Genomic DNA, 19,891 nt, shown 5'->3' on the forward strand with positions numbered 1-19,891 from the left:
GACTTTGCCCCTTCTAATTTAACCCACAATGAACATTATCCGCCCACACTGCTTCCCCGCAGCAGCTGCCGTACATAATCCCCCAGTTCTCCCCATAAGAGCTGGTCAATATAATCGCCCCGTCCAAAACTGCCGTGATACGGAAGCTTCAGGCGTTTAATACGTTCCCTTAGCATGCCATTTCCTGTCTGTGAAAAATACTGCTCCAGCTCCTTAAGCTTTGCCAAAGACACCGGATCTTCCCGGATCGGCATATAAATTACCCGGCACAGCTTCATTACCGAAAGCGCCGTCCTGCGCCCGCTTCCTATATCCACTACCAGCGTATCATATGCACTCTCCCCGGCAATTGCCCGTATAAGCCCCGCGATTGCCTCCTCTCCCGCCTGATCCAGATCCTCCGGATAGCGCACCGGCGGAATATAGTCCAGCTCCCCCATCGTGTGGACAACGCTGCTCAAACGAAGCGAATTATAGCTTCCACCGTTGTAAAAATACAACAGATCCGACAAATCACTCTTATATTCTTCTTTCATCAAAACCGACAGACCGGAAAATTCCTCCAGGTTCAGATACAGCACCCGCTCCTCCTGTGCCAAAAGTTTTCCCATTGTCAGGGCAAACGAGGTCTTTAAACACCGTCCAACCGGCGAATACACTCCCAAGACCTTCGCCAGCCCCCGCCCGGACACCTCCGGCAGCTCCCCCGGGCTTTCCCCATACCAGGTCATCACATCGCGCACAATCGCATCGCTGGACTGGTATTTGTAGACACAGGGAACTGACGGACTGACCGGTTTTCCCCCATTATCCGATAAAAGAATAACCTTTTCCGCCCGGATGGACTCCTTTTCTTCCGCCGGAACATGCTCGCCCAACAACAGAAGCTTTACCGGATGTTCCGCCGCAAATGCCCGCAGCCGCTCGATCGAGCTGAACGCCACCACCTCAAACGGTATTTTTTCCTTCTGGTTAACTACCTCTGCAAACCGCGCCGCATAGACCGGATCCACATCATACACCGCCAGAATATGCTTCATCGCACCGCCACCTCCCTAATCACAAACCATTTCCCCTACAGATACCGAATCAGCTCCGCCCCAATCACCCCCAGAAACAGGCACGGTGCCAGACAAAAAGATGCCTCTTTTCCATCCCGCGCTTCCAGATAGTACGGCTCGACGCTTCCCCCAAGCGCGGACCGGTACAAATAAAACACAAGATATGTAAGCCGCTGCCTGGCAATCCCACGCCGGATAAGTAATACAAGTGACCATATTCCGGCAGCTGCCAGCCCGCACAGGAAAATCCGCCCGCCCTGCTGCAGCCCGGCGGCACCAAACAGGACGGCTGCCATTTTGATGTCCCCCGCACCTATCATACGAAACAGATACAGAGGGAACAGGACAATCAGTAAACTCCCGATACGAATCAAATATCCACAAGTCTCGCCAATCCCCATCATAAGCGCCGCCCCATATCCCGGCAGCCGCCCTCCCCATCCGGCCGTATATCCCATCTTCATCCCCAGATCAAACCGAATCAAAAGAAACAACAGGCCGCCAATCAGAAGCATCCCATTGGGAATACGGCGTTTTTTCAAATCCCAAAACGCACAGCCGCCAGTAAACAACAGCAGCAAAAAGGTCAATCCATCCCCTCCTTCTCTTTCGCATACATGAAACGAACAATTTCTGCACAGTATGTCCTCTTGTCAAAACTCCTGCCGCAAACGATAGCTGCCAATCCTGCGCCAGCTTTTACCGCCACCTTTTTCCATTCATTTCCTGTATGCACTTCAAACATTCCTGAAAAATTATCGAACATTTCTCTGAACTTAACTTTTAGAATCTTAATAATAGATCAACGGGAAATCCGGATTCCCGTGACAGATGGAAGAACCCATCCATGAATGTTCCTCCATTATGAACAGTTTTTGTTCAAAAGTCAATCCCAAAACACCCAAAATAAGCGCCAAAAATATTTCAGAAACTTTGTGCATCTGACCCCGTTATTTTAGCTAGACAATTTCGTTATTTGAAAATAATTGCCAAAATATCTCTTTATTTTTTATCTATAAATACCCATTCCAGCATTTTCCTTTTCATTGACTGACGAAACAAAAAATGGTAAAATATTATTAGTTTAAATTTTTAAACCATTCGAGAAGGAGGAAGCGCGATGAAAAAAGGAACAGAACTTAAACAGCATTTTCATACCTGTATGCCTCTTTTTATCGCACTGGGTGATGAAATACGGCTGACGATCATCGAAGCACTGACGGACGAAGCCCTCACGGGACGCACAAAAAACACCCCTATGAACACAAATCAGCCTGATAAAAACGATGACCGTCCAATCAGCCTGCCCACCCAGCCCCGTCCGCACGGCTTAAATGTCCGGGAAATCACCGAACGGACCAGCCTGTCGCGCCCGGCAGTTTCCCACCATTTGAAGATCTTAAAGACAGCCGGGCTGATCGACGTCCACCGGGAGGGAACCTGCAATTATTATTACCTCTCGATCGAAGACAGCACCCGGAAATTGATGCAGCTCGGACATCTGCTGGAATCCGTGCTTTCCATGAACGCCTGAACCAGGATGCATATCTTTCCATTTTCTGAATATACTGATCGTTGTACCAATTTATAGGATTCAGAAAGAGAGCATCAAACCATGAAGCACAACCGCACCCACTGCTCCGGGAGCACCAGCACGGACATTTTTTCCGCCCACCCTGACCCGGAGCTGCTGACAGAACTGCGACAGACCATGAGCACGATCAACACCGTTTTCAACCATTTTGAAGAGGTCGTCGATCCGACTCTGATTGACTGCTATATCTACGAACTGAAAGCCGCACACCTCCGGTATCAGTTCCTTTTACGACATATTAAACAACAGGAAAATACCATTTAACCGACACAAGGAGGACCTTTCTCATGACAGCCTGGTACGACAAAGCTATCTTTTACCATATGTATCCTCTGGGAATGACCGGAGCACCGTTTGCCAATCCCTATCCTGTCTCCGATGGGACAGCGGATGGCACCAGGGACGTTTCCTCCGATTCCCGCATGGACGAACTGATGCAGTGGATTCCCTATTTAGAGAGCCTGCATATTTCCGCGATTTACATCGGACCGCTGTTTGAATCATCCACGCACGGCTATGATACCCGCGATTTCCGGCTCATCGACCGGCGGCTGGGAACCAACGTTTCGTTCCGATCTTTCGTGGACTGCTGCCATGAGCATGGCATCCGCGTCGTCGTGGACGGCGTGTTCAACCACACCGGTCGCGAATTTTTCGCCTTCCGCGACCTGCAGGCGCACCGTGACCAGTCCCCTTACGCCGGATGGTACAGGAACGTCAATTTCGGCTGGGGCAGCCCGCTGGGCGATTCCTTCGGCTATGAATCCTGGCACGGCATCTGGGAGCTTCCCTGCTTAAACCACCGAAACCCGGAAGTGCGGAACTATCTGCTTGACACTGTCCGTTTCTGGGTGCAGGAATTTGACATCGACGGTATCCGCCTCGACTGCGCGGGCGATCTTTCCTTTGAATTTATGCAGGAACTGCGCCGGCTGGCAAATGAAATCAAGCCGGAATTCTGGCTGATGGGCGAAGTCATCCACGGCGAATACGCCCGCTGGGTCAATCCGCAGATGCTTCATTCCGTCACCAACTACGAGATGCACAAAAGTATCTATTCCGCGCACAACGACCACAATTATTTCGAACTGGCACACAATGTCCGCCGCCTCGAAGCGGTGGGGCGGGATCTCTACACCTTTGTGGACAACCACGACGAAGACCGGATCGCAAGCAAACTGTTAAATCCGGCACATCTTGCGCCGCTTTACACGCTGCTGTTCACTCTTCCGGGCATTCCGTCCATCTATTATGGAAGTGAATGGGGCATTCAGGGACGCCGCGGACACAACTCTGATACGGAACTCCGTCCGAGAATCCTGCCGCCGAGACCGCTTGCAGAAGAAATGCAGACCAGCGACGGACAAAACACCGGCATCCGCACAGATGGCAACTGCCAGAGCTTTTCGAGCGCCACAGGCCCAAACATACACGCAGGCGCAAACACCTGCTGCCAGACCACTTCAAGCACCACAGGCTCAAACACAGATACCAGCGCAGGCACCGTGACACCGCTTACACTTCTGATCCAGAAACTCGCCGCCATCCACGCCGCCGAACCGGCGCTTCACGGTGGGCGTTATCAGGAACTTCTGCTGACAAACCGGCAGTACGCATTTGCCAGACACGGTGACCACCAGGCGATCCTTACCGCTGCCAACAACGATGACAACGCCGCTTATTTACAAGTTCCACTTCCATTCCACACGACAGCGGAACAAGCTACGGATCTGATTACCGGAAAATCGTTTTTGATCGATAAGAATACAAACAAAATTCAGATAGAATTAGAGGGTAACAGCGCTGTTATTCTCGGAATCACGGAGGGGTAACCTTATGAAAAAAGCAGCTTCCACTACTAAACGAACCACATCGAAAAAACCAAAGACAGAAGGACTCGGCGTGATCGGCGAGCTTGACCGGTATCTCTTCGGAGAAGGCCGCCACTACCAGCTCTACCACAAGCTGGGCGCACACCCTTATACATATCGCGGACAGGACGGCTACTATTTCGCGGTCTGGGCGCCGCACGCAGCCGCCGTCAGCCTGGTCGGCGACTTCAACGCCTGGAATCCGGATGCAACCCCGATGAAGCCGGTCGCAGACAGCGGCATTTACGAGCTCTTCGTACCGGGACTTGGCGTGGGACAGCTCTACAAATTCGCCATCACCACGCACACAGGAACGATTTTATTTAAGGCAGATCCATATGCATTTTCGGCAGAATACCGTCCTGGAACCGCTTCCGTGACCGCCGATATCCGCGGCTTCAAATGGAACGATTCCAAATGGATGGAATCGCGCGCGGGCACCGATCCGGTCAAGGCGCCAATCTCTATCTACGAGGTTCACTTAGGATCCTGGAAAAAGAAAAACCGCCCGGAAAAGGACGGTTATTACACTTACATGGAAGCCGCGCATGAGCTGGCTGACTATGTCCTGGAAATGGGCTACACCCATGTAGAGCTCATGGGAATCGCCGAACATCCGTATGACGGCTCCTGGGGCTATCAGGTAACCGGCTATTTTGCCCCGACCTCCCGCTACGGAACCCCGACGGAATTTATGTATTTCGTCAATTACTTACATAAAAAAGGCATCGGTGTCATCCTAGACTGGGTTCCGGCGCATTTTCCGAAGGATGCACATGGACTTGCCGATTTCGACGGACAGGCGCTCTATGAGTATGCCGACCCGCGCAAAGGCGAGCACCCGGACTGGGGTACCAAGGTCTTTGATTATGCCAAAAACGAGGTATCCAATTTTCTGATCGCCAACGCGCTCTACTGGCTCGATGAATACCACATCGATGGTCTGCGCGTGGACGCCGTCGCTTCCATGCTTTACTTAGACTATGGGCGCCAGGACGGACAGTGGGTACCAAATAAATATGGCGACAACAAAAACCTCGAAGCCATCGAGTTTTTCAAACATTTAAACAGCGTGATCCGCGGCCGGAAGGACGGCGCCATCATCATTGCCGAGGAATCCACCGCCTGGCCGAACGTTACCAAGAGCCCGGAGGAGGACGGTCTTGGATTTACCTTCAAATGGAATATGGGCTGGATGCATGACTTCCTCGAATACATGAAGCTCGACCCGTATTTCCGTAAATTTAACCACAACAAAATGACCTTCGGCATCACCTACTGCACCAGCGAAAACTTCATTCTGGTGCTCTCGCACGACGAGGTCGTCCACCTCAAATGCTCGATGATCAACAAAATGCCGGGTGAATACGAGGATAAATTTGCCAACCTGAAAGTCGGCTACACTTTCATGCTCGGACATCCGGGCAAGAAACTTCTCTTCATGGGACAGGATTTCGGTCAGTTCCATGAATGGGATGAAAAAGTCTCCCTCGACTGGTACCTTACGAAAGAGCCGTTCCATGCCGACCTCCAGAATTATGTGAAAGGGCTTTTGACGCTCTACCACAAATATCCGGCGCTCTACCGCCTGGACGAGGAGTATGACGGCTTCCAGTGGATCAACGCCAACGACGGAGACCGCAGTATTTTCAGCTTTATCCGCCGCGATGAAACACAGAAAAAGAATCTTCTCTTCATCTGCAACTTCACCCCGGTAGACCGCGACGATTACCGCGTCGGTGTTCCGAAACGCGGCACCTACACGCTGCTGCTTGACCAGGAACACGGCTACTACAAGCGCGGCGATAAGATCAGCCATTACCGCTCCATCAAGAGCGAATGTGACGGACAGCCATACTCCTTTGCGTACCCGCTTCCGGCGTATGGAACTGCGGTGTTCCGGTTCTCATAAAATAATGTTCCTATGAAGTCAAAAAACCTGCCGCAGACAGACTGTTTATATGGGGGATACAGTCTGCCTGCGGCAGGTTTTATTTATACGGGTTCTGATTCGTGACCCAATCAATTTTATCCGCGGATCGCCGCTTCCAGCTGCTTCAGCGCTTTCTCCACCGTCGCCCGCGGGCATGCGATATTGATCCGCTCGAAGCCCTCGCCGTCCGGTCCGAACATCGCGCCGCTGTCCAGCCACAGATGTGCCTTGTCCACGATCAGATGTTCCAGCTCTTTTTCATTCAAATGAAGCGCCTTAAAATCCAGCCACAGAAGGTAGGTTCCCTCCGGCTCGATCAGACGGATTTCCGGCAGATGCTCTTCCAGATACGCCTTCACAAACTTCCGGTTCTCCTCCAGATACGCTTTTAGCTGTGCAAGCCACTCCGCTCCCTCTTCATACGCCGCCTGGCATGCTACCAGTCCCATCAGACCGACCTGGCTGTAGCCTGCCGCCGTGATCTCCTTTAAGAGTTTCTTCCGAAGCTCTGGGTTTGGCACAAAGATATTGGAAATCTGCAGTCCCGCCAGATTGAACGTCTTGGATGGTGCCGTGCAGATCAGGCAGTTCTGCTCAAACTCTGCACCCAGCTTCGCAAATACTGTGTGCGGATGTCCCTCGCGGGTAAAATCACTATGGATCTCATCGCTGACCACGAGCACACCGTGACGCAGGCAAATCTCGCCAACCCGGCGCAGTTCTTCCTCGCTCCAGACACGTCCGACCGGGTTGTGCGGACTGCAAAGCAGGAACAATTTTACCTTATTTTCGACGATCTTCGTTTCCAGGTCGTCAAAATCCATCGTGTAATAGCCATCCGTGATTTTCAGCGGGCTGTTGACAATCTTACGCCCATTGTCCGTAATTACTTCCGAAAACGGATAGTACACCGGCTGCTGAAGCAGTACGCCGTCACCTTCCTTTGTATACGCCCGGACAGCCGCCGCCAGCGCGAATACAACGCCCGGTGTCTTCACCAGCCACTCCGGTTTCGTCTCCCAGCCAAAGCGCTCCCGGTACCAGTTCTGGACTGCCGCAAAATAGCCCTCTTTTCCATCACTGTAGCCGAAAATACCATGTTTTACTGTCTCTTCCAGCCGCTCTAAAATCGCCGGAGCCGTCTGAAAATCCATATCAGCCACCCAAAGCGGTAAAATATCCGCTGGTTTTCCTCGCTCGATGGCAAAATCATATTTTAAACAGTTGGTACCATGCCGGTCCACCACTTTGTCAAAATCGTATTTCATGCATTTTCCTCCCAATCCATCGTTCCTGTCAATGAACGGTTTTCACTCTGGCATCCTGTCATCCATGCCCATATCCCACTGCCCATGCAAAACCGATACCAGACATATCTATCCTCTTTTGTAACTGTTCAGTCCCTTCACAGTCACGCGCAAAAATCCATTAAAAATTGCCTACGGCAATGGGATTTTTGCCTGCTGGCCCATGTTTTCGTACGGTCAGCGCAGTAAATGCGCAGACCTACTGAACAGTTACCCTCTTTTTACGCTAACGCCTGCTCCAGATCCGCAATCAGATCATCCACATTTTCAATACCGACAGACAGACGTAAAAATGTCTCCGTAATTCCAAGGCGCTCCCGGATCTCAACCGGCACATCGCCGTGTGTCTGCAGCATCGGATAGGTAATCAGAGACTCCACGCCGCCCAGACTCTCCGCATAGGAAATAAGCTTCACGCGCTCCAGCACCTTTCTCGCCGTCTCCTCCGTATCTGTACGGAACGAAATCATGCTGCCAGCGCCACGGCTCTGTTTTTGGTTGATCTCATAACCCGGATGTTCCGGAAGTCCTACATAGTAGACATCCGTTACCTTTTTCTGCTCTTTCAGCCAGTCTGCGATCTTCATCGCATTCTCCTGCTGCCGTTCCACACGCACTGACAGAGTCTTGATGCCGCGCAGGACTAAGAAAGAATCAAACGGAGAAAGTCCGCTTCCGATCGTCTTGAACAGATACCGGATCTGCTCTGCCAGCGCCTTGATCGGCGTACATAAAAATCCAGCCAGCGTATCATTGTGACCGCCTAAAAACTTCGTGCCGCTGTGGACAACCAGATCCGCGCCCTGCGCGATCGGATTCTGCAGATACGGGGACAGGAAGGTATTGTCCACGATCAGAAGCAGTCCGTGCTTCGTCGCCAGACGGCTCATTTCCGCCAGATCGGTCACCTGCATCGTCGGGTTGCTCGGTGTCTCGATGTAGAGTGCCTTCGTCTGATCCGTGATCGCCTTCTCAACCGCCTCCACATCGGCTGTATTTATATAGGAAAATGAAAAACCGCGCTTCTTTTCCAGTGCCTCAAAAATACGGACGGAACCGCCATACAGATCCTCGGTACATACAAAATGGCTGCCACTGTCAAACAGCTCCATCATCAGCGAGATCGCCGCCATACCGGATGTGCAGGCAACGGTATCAACCGCTCCTTCCAGCGCCGAAACAGTCTTTTCCAGCTCGTCTCTGGTCGGGTTGCTCTCACGCGTATAATTATGACCGGTTGATTCCCCAATACCCGGGTGGGCAAAAGTCGCCGTCTGGTAAATCGGCACTGAAACAGCGCCAAAAGAATGGTTTTTAGAAGTTTCCGGATCTCCGCAAATACAAGTTGTCTCTATCTGATAAGCCACGATGTCATCCTCCTGTGTCTATTTGCTATATCAGCAAATTCGTTTTTTATATAATTTTCTTATTTCATATTGTTTTAATTGGTTTATCAGTGATTGTAATGCGGAATTCCTACTTTGTCAATAGGAATTCCATGCAGTCCGCCATTTTACCGGGCGTTTTCCTTTCTCAGCGCAAAAACCTATCAAGGTACATTTTTTGTTTTTTCACAGAACGCACCTTCCAAACAAATAAAAAAACGGTCAGAATCAATGACATCTTCCCACATTTCAGAAATATATCATCCATTCTGACCGCTTTAAATGGCTGCAGTTCTCGCTCCCCTTACCAATAGGTTTCACTTTTCATCAACCACACGCTAATTTCTACCAAATTACACTCTTAATTTCCTTTGCAGACTTCTTCTAGAAAATACCGGTGCACCGTCACATCCTCATTCAATTCCGGATGAAATGCCGTCGCAAACTGGTTTCCCTGTCTGGCTGCGACTATCTTTTCGTCCACTGTCGCCAGCACCTTAACATTTTTCTGAACCGAAGCGATGTACGGCGCGCGGATAAAAGTCATCGGAATCGTCCCCAGACCGGCAAATTCAGCCTCCGTGTAAAAACTTTCGAGCTGACGCCCGTAGGCATTCCGCACCGCCGACACATCCATCGTCGCAAAGCACGGCGTTCCGCCCTCAATCTCCTTGGCCAGAAGCAGAAGCCCCGCGCACGTTCCATACACCGGAAGCCCTGCCGCAATCTTTACCCGAAGCGGCTCATAAAGCCCCAGCTCATCCAGGAGCTTACGCATCGCGGTACTCTCGCCGCCCGGCAGAATCAGTCCGTCCATCGGCCGCTCCAGATCCGGAAGCTGCCGGATCTCAAACGCCTCTGCGCCCAGTCTCCGTACCATGGCAATGTGTTCGGCAAACGCGCCCTGCACCGCCAGCACGCCTATCTGTTTTTTTTCCATCTTACTGTCCCCGCTCTGCCATCAAAATCGCAATCTCATTCTCATTGATACCAACCATCGCCTCGCCCAGATCCTCAGAAATCGCAGCAAGTAATTTTGCATCTTTGTAATTCGTTACTGCCTGCACGATCGCCGACGCACGTTTCTCCGGATTGCCTGACTTGAAGATACCAGATCCAACAAAGACTCCCTCTGCGCCCAGCTGCATCATCAGAGCCGCATCCGCCGGGGTAGCCACACCGCCTGCCGCGAAATTGACAACCGGGAGACGTCCATTGTCATGTACATAGCGGAGCAGATGAACCGGAACTTTTAACTGTTTTGCTGCCTCGTAAAGCTCATCCTCACGCAAGTTCTGAACCCGGCGGATCTCCGAATTCATCGCACGCATATGGCGGACTGCCTGTACGACATCGCCCGTTCCCGGCTCGCCCTTGGTACGGATCATCGAAGCACCTTCCTCGATCCGGCGCAGCGCCTCTCCCAGGTCTCTCGCACCGCAGACAAACGGAACCTTGAACTGTGTCTTGTCAATATGGTACACATCATCCGCCGGAGATAATACCTCGCTCTCATCGATATAATCAATCTCGATCGCTTCCAGAATCTGCGCCTCCACAAAATGACCGATCCGGCACTTCGCCATAACCGGAATCGAAACTGCCTCCTGAATGCCGCGAATCATCTTTGGGTCACTCATACGGGACACACCGCCCGCTGCCCGGATATCCGCCGGAATCCGCTCCAGCGCCATAACCGCACACGCGCCTGCCGCCTCCGCGATCTTCGCCTGCTCCGGGGTTGTGACATCCATGATAACGCCGCCCTTTAACATCTGTGCCAGCTGTTTATTCAGTTCATAACGATTCTCTGCCATTTTTATTCCTCCCGTGGTTGAATATGATTTTTCTTTGTAAGCCAAGCGTCCTTACGATCCTTGCAATCAATACCCGAATCCACTGAATCGTTCACAGGCAAGCGCCTCTTCTGCCTTTCTATTCTGCCTTGCGAAAAACAATTCACTGACATTCTGTATTTTTACATTCATTTCCGCATCAACTTAGTAGGCATTATAGCAAAAACTGTACTGATTAAAATATACACTTTTAAATATTTTAATCAGTACAGTTTTTTCTTTTCTCAAATCTTATTCTATTTTTCTTTTATATGCACAAACCGGAGCGCCCCGGCATTCCACCAACGCCACTCCACTTACCCATTTTTCAGCTTTCCGTTTGTGTCTATGCCTCTTCCGCCTCCAGCAGAGCCTGGTACACATCCCGCTTCGAAACCCCGCGGTCCTTCGCCACCAGCTTCATCGCTTCCTTGCGGCTGTTTCCCTGTGATTCATAATGTTCCATATGCTCTTCCAGGGACATCTGCTGCCAGCGCGCCTGATCCTCCGCCTCGATCTCCTGGACGGATTTGCCCTCGATGACGATCACGCACTCGCCCTTCGGCTCATTTTCCGTATAATACGCCACCGCCTGCGAAAGTGTCGTCCGGAACGCCGTCTCGTATTTCTTCGTCAGCTCCCGGCAGATAGACGCCTTTCTATCCCCCAGCGCCTCGTAAAGCTCCGTGAGCGTCCGCAGAAGGTGGTGCGGCGCCTCGTAAAGCACAATCGTGCGCGTCTCATTCTGAAGCTCTGCAAGCACCCGCTGGTGCTCCTTCTTGTCCGTCGGAAGAAATGCCTCAAAACAGAACCGTCTCGTCGGAAGTCCCGAAATAATCAGCGCCGTAACACACGCCACCGCTCCCGGAAGCGCGGTTACTTTAATTCCCGCCTCGCAGCACTGGCGCACCAGCTCCTCGCCCGGATCCGAAATACCCGGCGTCCCGGCGTCCGTGATGCAGGCAATATTCATACCTGATTTCAGCTTCTCCACCAGCACACGCGCCTTCTCGACCTTATTGTACTCATGGTAGCTCGTCATCGGTGTATGAATATCAAAATGATTCAGAAGCTTAATACTGTGCCGCGTGTCCTCCGCCGCAATCAGATCCACCTGCTTTAACGTCTCCAGCACCCGGAATGTGATATCATCCAGGTTGCCGATCGGCGTGGCACACAAATATAATGTTCCTTCCATCGTTCTCCTATTCCATTAATACCCGTAAATATCATAAATCTCATCCGTATACACGCCCGGCTTTTTGTACACAATGATCGGCTTTTCCACTGTCATCAGCGCGCCGCCGCCGCGCACCGCCTCGATGAGAACCATATTTGCCTCTTTATCTGCAAACGGATGGACAAATTTCATCCGCTTCGGCTCCAATTTCTGACTTTTCATCGCCATCAGAATCTCAATGAGCCGTCTCGGACGGTGCACCATATAGAGTCGTCCGCCGGGACGAAGTGCCGAAGCCGCCGCGCGTACGACATCCTCCAGATTGCAGAGAACCTCATGGCGGGCAATCGCCTTGGGAAGATCGGGATTTTTCAGCCCGTGGCTGTCGTTCATGTACGGCGGGTTCGTCGTTACCACATCAAAGGATGCCTTCTCAAACAGCGTCGGAACCTCCTTGATATCGCCCTGCACGATCGAAACCTTCTCTTCCAGCCTGTTGAGCGCCACACTCCGGGATGCCATCTCCGCCATCTCCGCCTGGATCTCCAGACCTGTAAAATGGCTTCCTTCCGTCTTTGCCTCCAGAAGAATCGGGATAATACCGGTTCCCGTTCCCAGATCAAGCGCTTTCTCGCCCGGCTTCACCGATGCAAACCCGGACAAAAGCACCGCGTCCATGCCAAAACAGAACCCGTTCGTCTTCTGGAGGATCCGGTATCCGTTCCGCTGCAGTTCATCGATCCGCTCGCCCTCTTTAATTATCATCCAGCTTCGACTTTCCTTCCTTTTTCTCCAGTGCCTCCAGCGCTTTCAGCTCCGCATCGTTGACATTTCCCCTGTCACGGCGGCGCTTCGGCTTAAACTTGAGCTGATCCACACGGTAATCACGGATCTCCTTCTCATCCCGTCCTACCGTCACAACCACCTTTACCTGCTGGCGCAGGACGCTGACGCTGTGAACCTCGCCTTTCAGCCCGTCATCCGTTGTGACGTAATCGCCGACACTCGGCAGATGGCTGTTCAGATCCTCATACGTCTCTTCCTCGTATTTCAGGCAGCACATCAGACGACCGCACACACCCGAAATCTTCGTCGGATTTAAGGACAGGTTCTGCTCTTTTGCCATCTTAATTGAAACCGGAATAAACTCCGATAAATATGAATGACAACAGAGCGGACGACCACAGATACCGACGCCACCCAAAATCTTCGTCTCATCCCGGACGCCAATCTGGCGCAGCTCGATCCGCGTCTTAAAGACCGCCGCCAGATCCTTGACAAGCTCACGGAAATCGATTCTTCCATCCGCCGTAAAATAAAACAGCAGCTTATTGTTATCAAAGGTGTATTCTGCATCGATCAGCTTCATCTGCAATTCATGCTTGCGGATCTTTTCCTGACAGATCTGGAATGCCTCATGCTCTTTTTCTTTATTCTTCCGTTCCAGCTCCTCGTCATTCTTCGTCGCCATACGAATGACCGATTTCAGCGGCTGGATCACCTTCTTCTCATCCACCTCGCGGACGCCAAGAACCACCTCTCCGAACTCGATTCCGCGGGCGGTCTCCACGATCACATGGTCGCCCATCTTGATTTCCATCTGCGCCGGATCGAAGTAATATACCTTTCCGGCCTTGCGGAACCGGACTCCGATTACCTTTATCATAAATTTAATTCTCCTTCATCGTCAAAAGCATCAGCTCCAGCGCCAAATCGGTGTTGACGTTAGCATTCAGCCGGACTTTTGCCTTTTCAATCGCACTCAATATCTCTTCCAGCCCCTCATAGGAACTCTTCTGGCAGCAACTGCTGACCGCTGAATACTCCTCCTTAAAGATCAGCGAATTCATGTCCTTTGTAACCTTAAACATCAAAATATCCCTGTACCAGAGCTGCATGAAATCCAGGCACTCATACAGATCCAGATTGTCCTCCTGCAGCTTGCGGATATAATCCAGAAGCATCGGAATATCCATGTCCTTGATATTTTTAAGCAGCGTCAGCACCTCTCGGTACAAAAGTGCAAACTCCTCCGAAGAGGCGAGATGAATCGCTTTTCCTAAATTTCCTCTCGCAAACGCCGCATAAATATCCGCCTGACCATCCGAAACGCCCATTTTCTCCGTCAGGTAATCGCTTACCACTGAATCCTTGAGCGGACGAAGTTTCAACTGGATACAGCGGGACAGGATCGTCGGCAGAAATACCTCCGGGTTCGTCGTGATAAGCACCAGCACCGCATAGGCCGGCGGCTCCTCAATCGTCTTTAAAAGAGCGTTCTGCGCCTGCACCGTCATTTTCTCCGCCTCATCGACCAGATATATCTTATATGGACTGCTGTACGGGCGGATCGAAACCGTATCATTGATCTGAATCCGGACATCATCGACACCAATGCTCGCCGGTTTCTCATGTGTCACCCAGATCACATCCGGATGATTGCCCGACAAAAACTGCTTACAGGAATGGCATTCCATGCACGGCTCCGTCCCATGTTTCTCGCACAAAAGCGTCATGGCAAATGCCTTCGCGATCGTCTTGCGTCCCATTCCTTCCTCGCCCGACAATATGTAGGCATGTGAAACTCTCTGATACCCGATCGCCTTCTGAAGGTGCTCTTTTATCTTCTCATGTCCAATAATATCGTGAAAACCTGCCATCTTGATGCTCCTTTCAGGGCTGGACTCTGGATTTTAATTCTAAAATCGTTTCAATCGTATGGATCGGTTGGGATCCCTTCTATCATGCCCTTCTTTTATTATTTGTAAATCTCTATCATCTTAGTATAACACAAGATTTACCCTCTGCCTAGTACGATGAAATTCCGAATTTGTTACTGTTCACGCATACGTGCCCAGTAACGGAATTTGCCGTGGCTTCGCATTTAAATACGGCAAATTCCTGCTGCCACCACGTTTTCTTACGGCACTTTCGGTTCCAAAAGTGCCAATCCCTGAGCCCGAATTTCCCTTACCAACGTATCCACACACGCTTCCAGCTCGCGGTTTTCAAACCGGTTTTCCGCCCGGATCCCACATTTTTCCATATTTTCGGCACTGAAATCTGCCTCATCCGCCAGGAAACGGCGGCACAGCTCCGCATACTTTGGCTCTGTCTGCTGCCGTTCCCGGTCAAGCGCACGCTGAAGGCGTTCACCGTCCTCCACCTCAATGTAAAGCGGCACCAGCACATCCGCACCGAAATAATTCCGCGTCCCCTCATACGATTCCAGCGTCCCGATCATGAAATAATCATGCGATCCCAGATCGATCTGCCCATCGTCCACCGTTGCATAACTCCACGGTCCATAAACAGTCTGGTAGGTTCTCTTTTCAATGATCTTTCCCTGTTTCTCCAAATCCGCAAGCCTTTTTCCGGTCACAAAATAATACTCCACACCGTCCCGCTCGCCTGCCCGGATCGGTCTGGTCGTATACGGCACCACCGTCCGGATCTGCGGCAGCCGCTCTCTCAATATCTTATAGATCGTGTCCTTCCCGGACGCGCTCTTTCCCATCACGTAAAATATATGTCCCATCTTCCTATTATGCCTTTCCAGCCAGTATTTTCACACGCATTCCATCGTATATATAAATCCGATTTTTCTCTGTTTCTTATGTCAAATGTGCGAATTTGTCTTCAACAAAGGATTTTTGCCTTGTAAGCCAAGGTTTTCGTACGGTTCGCACAGTAAATGTGCGAACCTGGTGAATCAATACCTGATATTTCCTAAATAACAACCTCTATCCACAAATCCAATTTGTCTGATTTTTCACAAATTCCTTCCACCGTAAGTCCCAGCTTCCAATCCTCACGGATCCGCGCGATCTCCCTTGTTCCAATCCGCTCTCCCGGCATCAGCATCGGCACCCCCGGCGGATAAATGGTAACGCAGGTCCGCGCCGCCCTTCCTTCCGCCTCCTCAAGCGGCACCAGCATGCCATCCCCATGCCATGCCTGCCAAGGGAGACACATCTGCTGCGGATAGTTTTCTGAATCATTTGCTTGGTTCGGTTTCTGATTCGATTGTGCTCCCGAAAATGGTTCCTGCCTGCCTTGTTTCGCATCTTTCAGCCCAACACTTCCCGCCTCCAGCTTTTCCACCCGCGCATCCAGCTCCAAAAGTGCCCGCTCCAGACGCGAAAATCCTTCCTCCGTATCCATAAACGAAGTCATCAGAAGCACATACCGCCCGCTCGACATCTCCGCCTCCAGATGGTACTCTGTCCGCAAAACCTCTGCCAGTCTGGTTCCCGTCATAAAATCTGGAAATAGCACCAGTTTTGACGGATCATATCCATACACACCTGCCGCACCACAGATTTCCTCTTTCAGAAGCCGAAAATGTTTTAGCTTCGCCAATTTTTCCCGGAGTTCCCGCAATCGTGCGCCATACCGCGCCATCTCCCCGGCTCCTTTTTCTGCCATATACCGGACGCAGTTCTCCATCGACGCAATCAGAATATACGACGGACTGGAACTCTGGTAAACCGATAAATACTGTTCTACCTTCTTCGCATCCAGAATCTGGCTTTTCAGATGCAGAATCGCCGTCTGTGTCAGGGATGGAAGCGTCTTGTGAAGACTCTGGATCACCAGGTCCGCCCCCTCCTGTAACGCCCCATCCGGGAAATAGTTCCCATCCCCAAACGGCAGATGCGCGCCGTGCGCCTCATCCACAATCAGCGCCGCTCCATGCCGGTGCGCCGTCGCTGCAATCCCCTGGATATCCGACACGATCCCCTCATAGGTCGGGGAAGTCACAAACACCGCCCGGATCTCCGGATGCTCCAAAAGTGCTCGTTCCACCTGCTCTGGCTCGATCTCTCCCGGAATCTGAAACTCCGGCACCTCCTCCGGATATAAATATACCGGTTCCAGCTGGTTTAAAACCACCGCGTGATACGCTGATTTGTGGGAATTTCGAGCCATGAGGATTTTTTCCCCCGGCTTCACCGCCGCCGCGATCGCCGCCAGAATCCCGCACGTACTGCCATTCACCAGATACCAGCTCCGGTCTGCTCCGTACACCGCAGCCGCCGAATTCATCGACTCTTTCAAAATATCTTCCGCATGATGCAGGTTGTCAAATCCATCAATCTCCGTGATATCCACCGAAAATGGATTCGGGACGGAAGTTATCCCCATTTTCACCTGGCGTTTGTGGCCCGGCATGTGGAACGGGTAGGCATCCGACGCCGCATAGGTGGATAAACGTTCTAAAAGCGGCACTTCCGGACGTAGGATGATTGTTTCCGACCGCATTTTCCTGTCTTTATTCACTTTTTCTTCTTCCTTCTGTTTCTCTCTTTTTTCGTTCATGTCTTATTTCTATCCGCTGCACCGCATCCCAAAAGCATTTCATTTCCCTGAAAACAACTTTTTAAAATTTTATTTTAATCTTTTATAAAAAACTACCGCAGTATCTGATCGCCATCCTTGACACAAAGATTTTTCTTCACACCTAATGTTACCATCCATCCACGGACAATCGGCGTCTTATACGAACCAGCGCCCGCGACGCCATCCTGCACATTATCCCAGAGCCAGTCCGGCGTCGGCCATAAGCAGACCTCCGGTGAAATCTCCTGATAGAGCTCCTCTTCTACGCCTCTCTGCCCATGGTGCGCCATCTGTAGCACATCCGATTTCAGTTCCTCCTGCGTATGATTGGCAAGAAAATCTTCCCCTGCCTGCCAGCCCATATCACCCAAAAACAGGATCCGTTTTCCGCCCATCTCCACGCGGTACGCGACCGAGCTGTTATTAAAACTATTTTCCGTGCAGGCAAATGGCTCGTTCATCACTGTGATCTCCGCGCCCGCCACTGAAATCTTCTGCCCTTTCGTAAGCGTCCCGCATTTTTCTGCTTCCGGCAGTTTCGCAATCGCTTCCGTGATCCGATCATAACACTCCAAATCTGAATCCCGTCTTGAAACCTGCTCCTGACCTAAAAATTCTTTATTCAGAAATGAATAATACACCTTACCGATCGAGATCGGCATCGGATCCATGTTTAAAATCTCCGTGATCGCCCCCACATGATCGCTGTGCGGATGAGTTAAAAGCCATGCATCCACATGACCGCCCAACTCCTGAATAACCTCAATCAAATGCGGTGCATCGACATCACGACCGCCGTCTACCACGATCACCGCGCCTTCCTTCGTCTTCATAACGCAGGAGAGGTTCTGCCAGATATCCGCACACGCTAAAAGCCGAAGCTCTCCCCCGTCCAGATACGGCTCCTCCACGCCCGGCTCCGCCGCCTCCGCCGCAGCTAACGCTTCCATTTCTGCCGCCGACTGCTGTTCCCCCAGGTTATCTAAATCAATCGGCTGATCTGGATTTTCTCCATTTTCATCTCGGACAGCCTCCCGCTCTGTACTGTCCACGATTGCTACCGTTCCGGCTGTCTCCGGATAGTTCGTGAACCGGCGGCTGCATCCGCTCAAGTTCAAAAGGAACGTCATGCCAAGCGCCGCCGCTGCATATAAATATTTCCGGCGTTTCTGTTTCATCTTGTTTGGCTCCATTTTTCTTCTCCATTTTAAAATTTCTGCATTTGCCTATTTCTATTCTTACTTCCATTTTGGTTTTCTATTTGCTTCTGTTTTCAATCAATTATAACAGCTGCCATATCCGAAAACAAGAAATTATATATTCAAGAAAGACTCCTGTCTGAATGGCTTTTTTACTTAACATGAATGTTAAACGAAATTTCCTATTTCTTCTTCGCGTGAGTGCGCATCATTGGCACGTTAGTGCCTTTTTGTGTAATAGGAAATTCCTTGGAATTCGCTATTACACAAAAAACCGCCACACTGTCTCCAGTGTGACGGCTTCTCATCTTCATGAGGCATCGGGGATTCGAACCCCGGACAACTTGATTAAAAGTCAAGTGCTCTACCGACTGAGCTAATACCCCATATGCCCAGAACCGGAATCGAACCAGTGACACGAGGATTTTCAGTCCTCTGCTCTACCAACTGAGCTATCTGGGCGTAATGGTTATTTGGTTTTATGCGGATTAAAAGTTTGCTTGTCGCTTTTTTTTAGTCCGAAGTGCTCAGCTCAAGACCTGCGGTCTTTCGCTTACGGCATTCGCCGTATACATCTAAAAATATATCTGTTAAAAAACATGCAAGCATGTTTTTAACTTCTATATTTTTATCTGTGCACTTCTCATTGCATAAAAAAATTGCGGGGGCAGGATTTGAACCTGCGACCTTCGGGTTATGAGCCCGACGAGCTTCCAGACTGCTCCACCCCGCGCTAATTCTTACTCTATTATTATATACAATTTCTGGAAAAATACAACCATTATTGTAAAAATAATAATGGATGGAGGTGGATTCGAACCACCGAAGCGAGACGCAACAGATTTACAGTCTGCCCCCTTTGGCCACTCGGGAACCCATCCATTTTAAAAAGCCGATGATCGGACTCGAACCGATAACCTGCTGATTACAAATCAGCTGCTCTGCCAATTGAGCCACATCGGCATAAAACATTGGTAACAATGGGGCCTACAGGGCTCGAACCTGTGACCCTCTGCTTGTAAGGCAGATGCTCTCCCAGCTGAGCTAAGACCCCATCTACGATACTGCACCAGTCCATATTCATTTTTCAAAGAATTGAAATAGTCGTATCTAAACGACCCGGATGGGGTTCGAACCCACGACCTCCGCCGTGACAGGGCGGCGCTCTAACCAGCTGAGCCAC

General features: G+C 50.9%; 17 protein-coding genes and 6 tRNA genes. 4 read left to right on the plus strand and 19 right to left on the minus strand.

Going from position 1 to position 19,891, the window contains the following annotated elements:
* Positions 1-35 precede the first annotated feature (35 nt).
* On the minus strand, positions 36-1,040 hold the full coding sequence (locus DWZ45_RS13140) for a hypothetical protein (RefSeq protein ID WP_022360412.1): 1,005 nt from the start codon (positions 1,038-1,040) through the stop codon (positions 36-38).
* Between the two features lie 35 nt (positions 1,041-1,075).
* The gene (locus tag DWZ45_RS13145; protein ID WP_182426679.1) at positions 1,076-1,651 is read right to left on the minus strand and encodes a prepilin peptidase; all 576 of its coding nucleotides are present in this window, start codon (positions 1,649-1,651) and stop codon (positions 1,076-1,078) included.
* 530 nt (positions 1,652-2,181) lie between these two features.
* Here DWZ45_RS13145 and DWZ45_RS13155 point away from each other — a divergent pair.
* The 4 genes from DWZ45_RS13155 to glgB all read left to right on the plus strand — a co-directional run bounded on the left by DWZ45_RS13155 (position 2,182) and on the right by glgB (position 6,438).
* Positions 2,182-2,595 carry a metalloregulator ArsR/SmtB family transcription factor gene (locus DWZ45_RS13155; RefSeq protein ID WP_227589694.1) on the plus strand — a complete coding sequence of 138 codons (414 nt, stop codon included), beginning with the start codon at positions 2,182-2,184 and terminating at the stop codon, positions 2,593-2,595.
* 81 nt (positions 2,596-2,676) lie between these two features.
* Positions 2,677-2,919 (plus strand): YaaL family protein, encoded by a 243-nt coding sequence (locus DWZ45_RS13160; protein ID WP_107001765.1) that lies wholly within the window; start codon positions 2,677-2,679, stop codon positions 2,917-2,919.
* Positions 2,920-2,942: 23 nt separating this feature from the next.
* A complete protein-coding gene (locus DWZ45_RS13165; RefSeq protein ID WP_233430286.1) occupies positions 2,943-4,487 on the plus strand; it encodes an alpha-amylase family glycosyl hydrolase in 1,545 nt (514 codons plus the stop codon).
* Positions 4,488-4,491: 4 nt separating this feature from the next.
* A complete protein-coding gene (gene glgB / locus DWZ45_RS13170; protein ID WP_117796594.1) occupies positions 4,492-6,438 on the plus strand; it encodes a 1,4-alpha-glucan branching protein GlgB in 1,947 nt (648 codons plus the stop codon).
* Positions 6,439-6,554: 116 nt separating this feature from the next.
* On the opposite strand, the gene DWZ45_RS13175 is transcribed toward glgB, so the two are convergent.
* The 17 genes from DWZ45_RS13175 to DWZ45_RS13255 form a co-directional block, all read right to left on the minus strand.
* A complete protein-coding gene (locus DWZ45_RS13175) occupies positions 6,555-7,727 on the minus strand; it encodes a MalY/PatB family protein (RefSeq protein WP_117796593.1) in 1,173 nt (390 codons plus the stop codon).
* Between the two features lie 260 nt (positions 7,728-7,987).
* Complete coding sequence (locus DWZ45_RS13180) at positions 7,988-9,133, minus strand: PLP-dependent aspartate aminotransferase family protein (RefSeq protein ID WP_207663864.1); 1,146 nt, start codon at positions 9,131-9,133, stop codon at positions 7,988-7,990.
* A 379-nt stretch (positions 9,134-9,512) separates the two neighbouring features.
* The gene (pdxT, locus tag DWZ45_RS13185; RefSeq protein WP_118469394.1) at positions 9,513-10,091 is read right to left on the minus strand and encodes a pyridoxal 5'-phosphate synthase glutaminase subunit PdxT; all 579 of its coding nucleotides are present in this window, start codon (positions 10,089-10,091) and stop codon (positions 9,513-9,515) included.
* 1 nt (position 10,092) lies between these two features.
* Entirely contained in the window at positions 10,093-10,968 is an 876-nt protein-coding gene (pdxS, locus tag DWZ45_RS13190) for a pyridoxal 5'-phosphate synthase lyase subunit PdxS (protein ID WP_107001769.1), read from the minus strand.
* Positions 10,969-11,332: 364 nt separating this feature from the next.
* On the minus strand, positions 11,333-12,184 hold the full coding sequence (gene rsmI / locus DWZ45_RS13195; protein WP_107001770.1) for a 16S rRNA (cytidine(1402)-2'-O)-methyltransferase: 852 nt from the start codon (positions 12,182-12,184) through the stop codon (positions 11,333-11,335).
* Between the two features lie 15 nt (positions 12,185-12,199).
* Positions 12,200-12,931, minus strand: coding sequence for a tRNA1(Val) (adenine(37)-N6)-methyltransferase (locus tag DWZ45_RS13200; RefSeq protein ID WP_118469395.1), 732 nt, complete (start codon positions 12,929-12,931; stop codon positions 12,200-12,202).
* Entirely contained in the window at positions 12,921-13,832 is a 912-nt protein-coding gene (locus DWZ45_RS13205; RefSeq protein ID WP_022360400.1) for a stage 0 sporulation family protein, read from the minus strand. Before DWZ45_RS13205 ends, DWZ45_RS13200 begins: the two co-directional genes overlap by 11 nt.
* Before the next feature lie 4 nt (positions 13,833-13,836).
* Positions 13,837-14,826 carry a DNA polymerase III subunit delta' gene (gene holB, locus DWZ45_RS13210; protein WP_117796592.1) on the minus strand — a complete coding sequence of 330 codons (990 nt, stop codon included), beginning with the start codon at positions 14,824-14,826 and terminating at the stop codon, positions 13,837-13,839.
* Positions 14,827-15,086: 260 nt separating this feature from the next.
* Positions 15,087-15,704 (minus strand): guanylate kinase, encoded by a 618-nt coding sequence (locus DWZ45_RS13215; protein WP_117796591.1) that lies wholly within the window; start codon positions 15,702-15,704, stop codon positions 15,087-15,089.
* Positions 15,705-15,895: 191 nt separating this feature from the next.
* Positions 15,896-17,488 carry an aminotransferase class I/II-fold pyridoxal phosphate-dependent enzyme gene (locus DWZ45_RS13220; protein WP_227589692.1) on the minus strand — a complete coding sequence of 531 codons (1,593 nt, stop codon included), beginning with the start codon at positions 17,486-17,488 and terminating at the stop codon, positions 15,896-15,898.
* Between the two features lie 92 nt (positions 17,489-17,580).
* Entirely contained in the window at positions 17,581-18,702 is a 1,122-nt protein-coding gene (locus DWZ45_RS13225; protein WP_117796590.1) for an MBL fold metallo-hydrolase, read from the minus strand.
* A gap of 319 nt (positions 18,703-19,021) precedes the next feature.
* Positions 19,022-19,094, minus strand: a tRNA-Lys gene (locus DWZ45_RS13230).
* Positions 19,095-19,097: 3 nt separating this feature from the next.
* A tRNA-Phe gene (locus tag DWZ45_RS13235) sits at positions 19,098-19,170 on the minus strand.
* A gap of 197 nt (positions 19,171-19,367) precedes the next feature.
* A tRNA-Met gene (locus DWZ45_RS13240) sits at positions 19,368-19,441 on the minus strand.
* A 66-nt stretch (positions 19,442-19,507) separates the two neighbouring features.
* Positions 19,508-19,589 (minus strand) — tRNA-Tyr (locus tag DWZ45_RS13245).
* Between the two features lie 9 nt (positions 19,590-19,598).
* Positions 19,599-19,671 (minus strand) — tRNA-Thr (locus DWZ45_RS13250).
* 18 nt (positions 19,672-19,689) lie between these two features.
* A tRNA-Val gene (locus DWZ45_RS13255) sits at positions 19,690-19,762 on the minus strand.
* Positions 19,763-19,891: the final 129 nt, after the last annotated feature.

It is taken from the genome of Clostridium sp. AF32-7AC, from assembly GCF_003477925.1.
In the GTDB taxonomy this organism is placed as follows: Bacteria; Bacillota; Clostridia; order Lachnospirales; family Lachnospiraceae; genus Otoolea; species Otoolea fessa.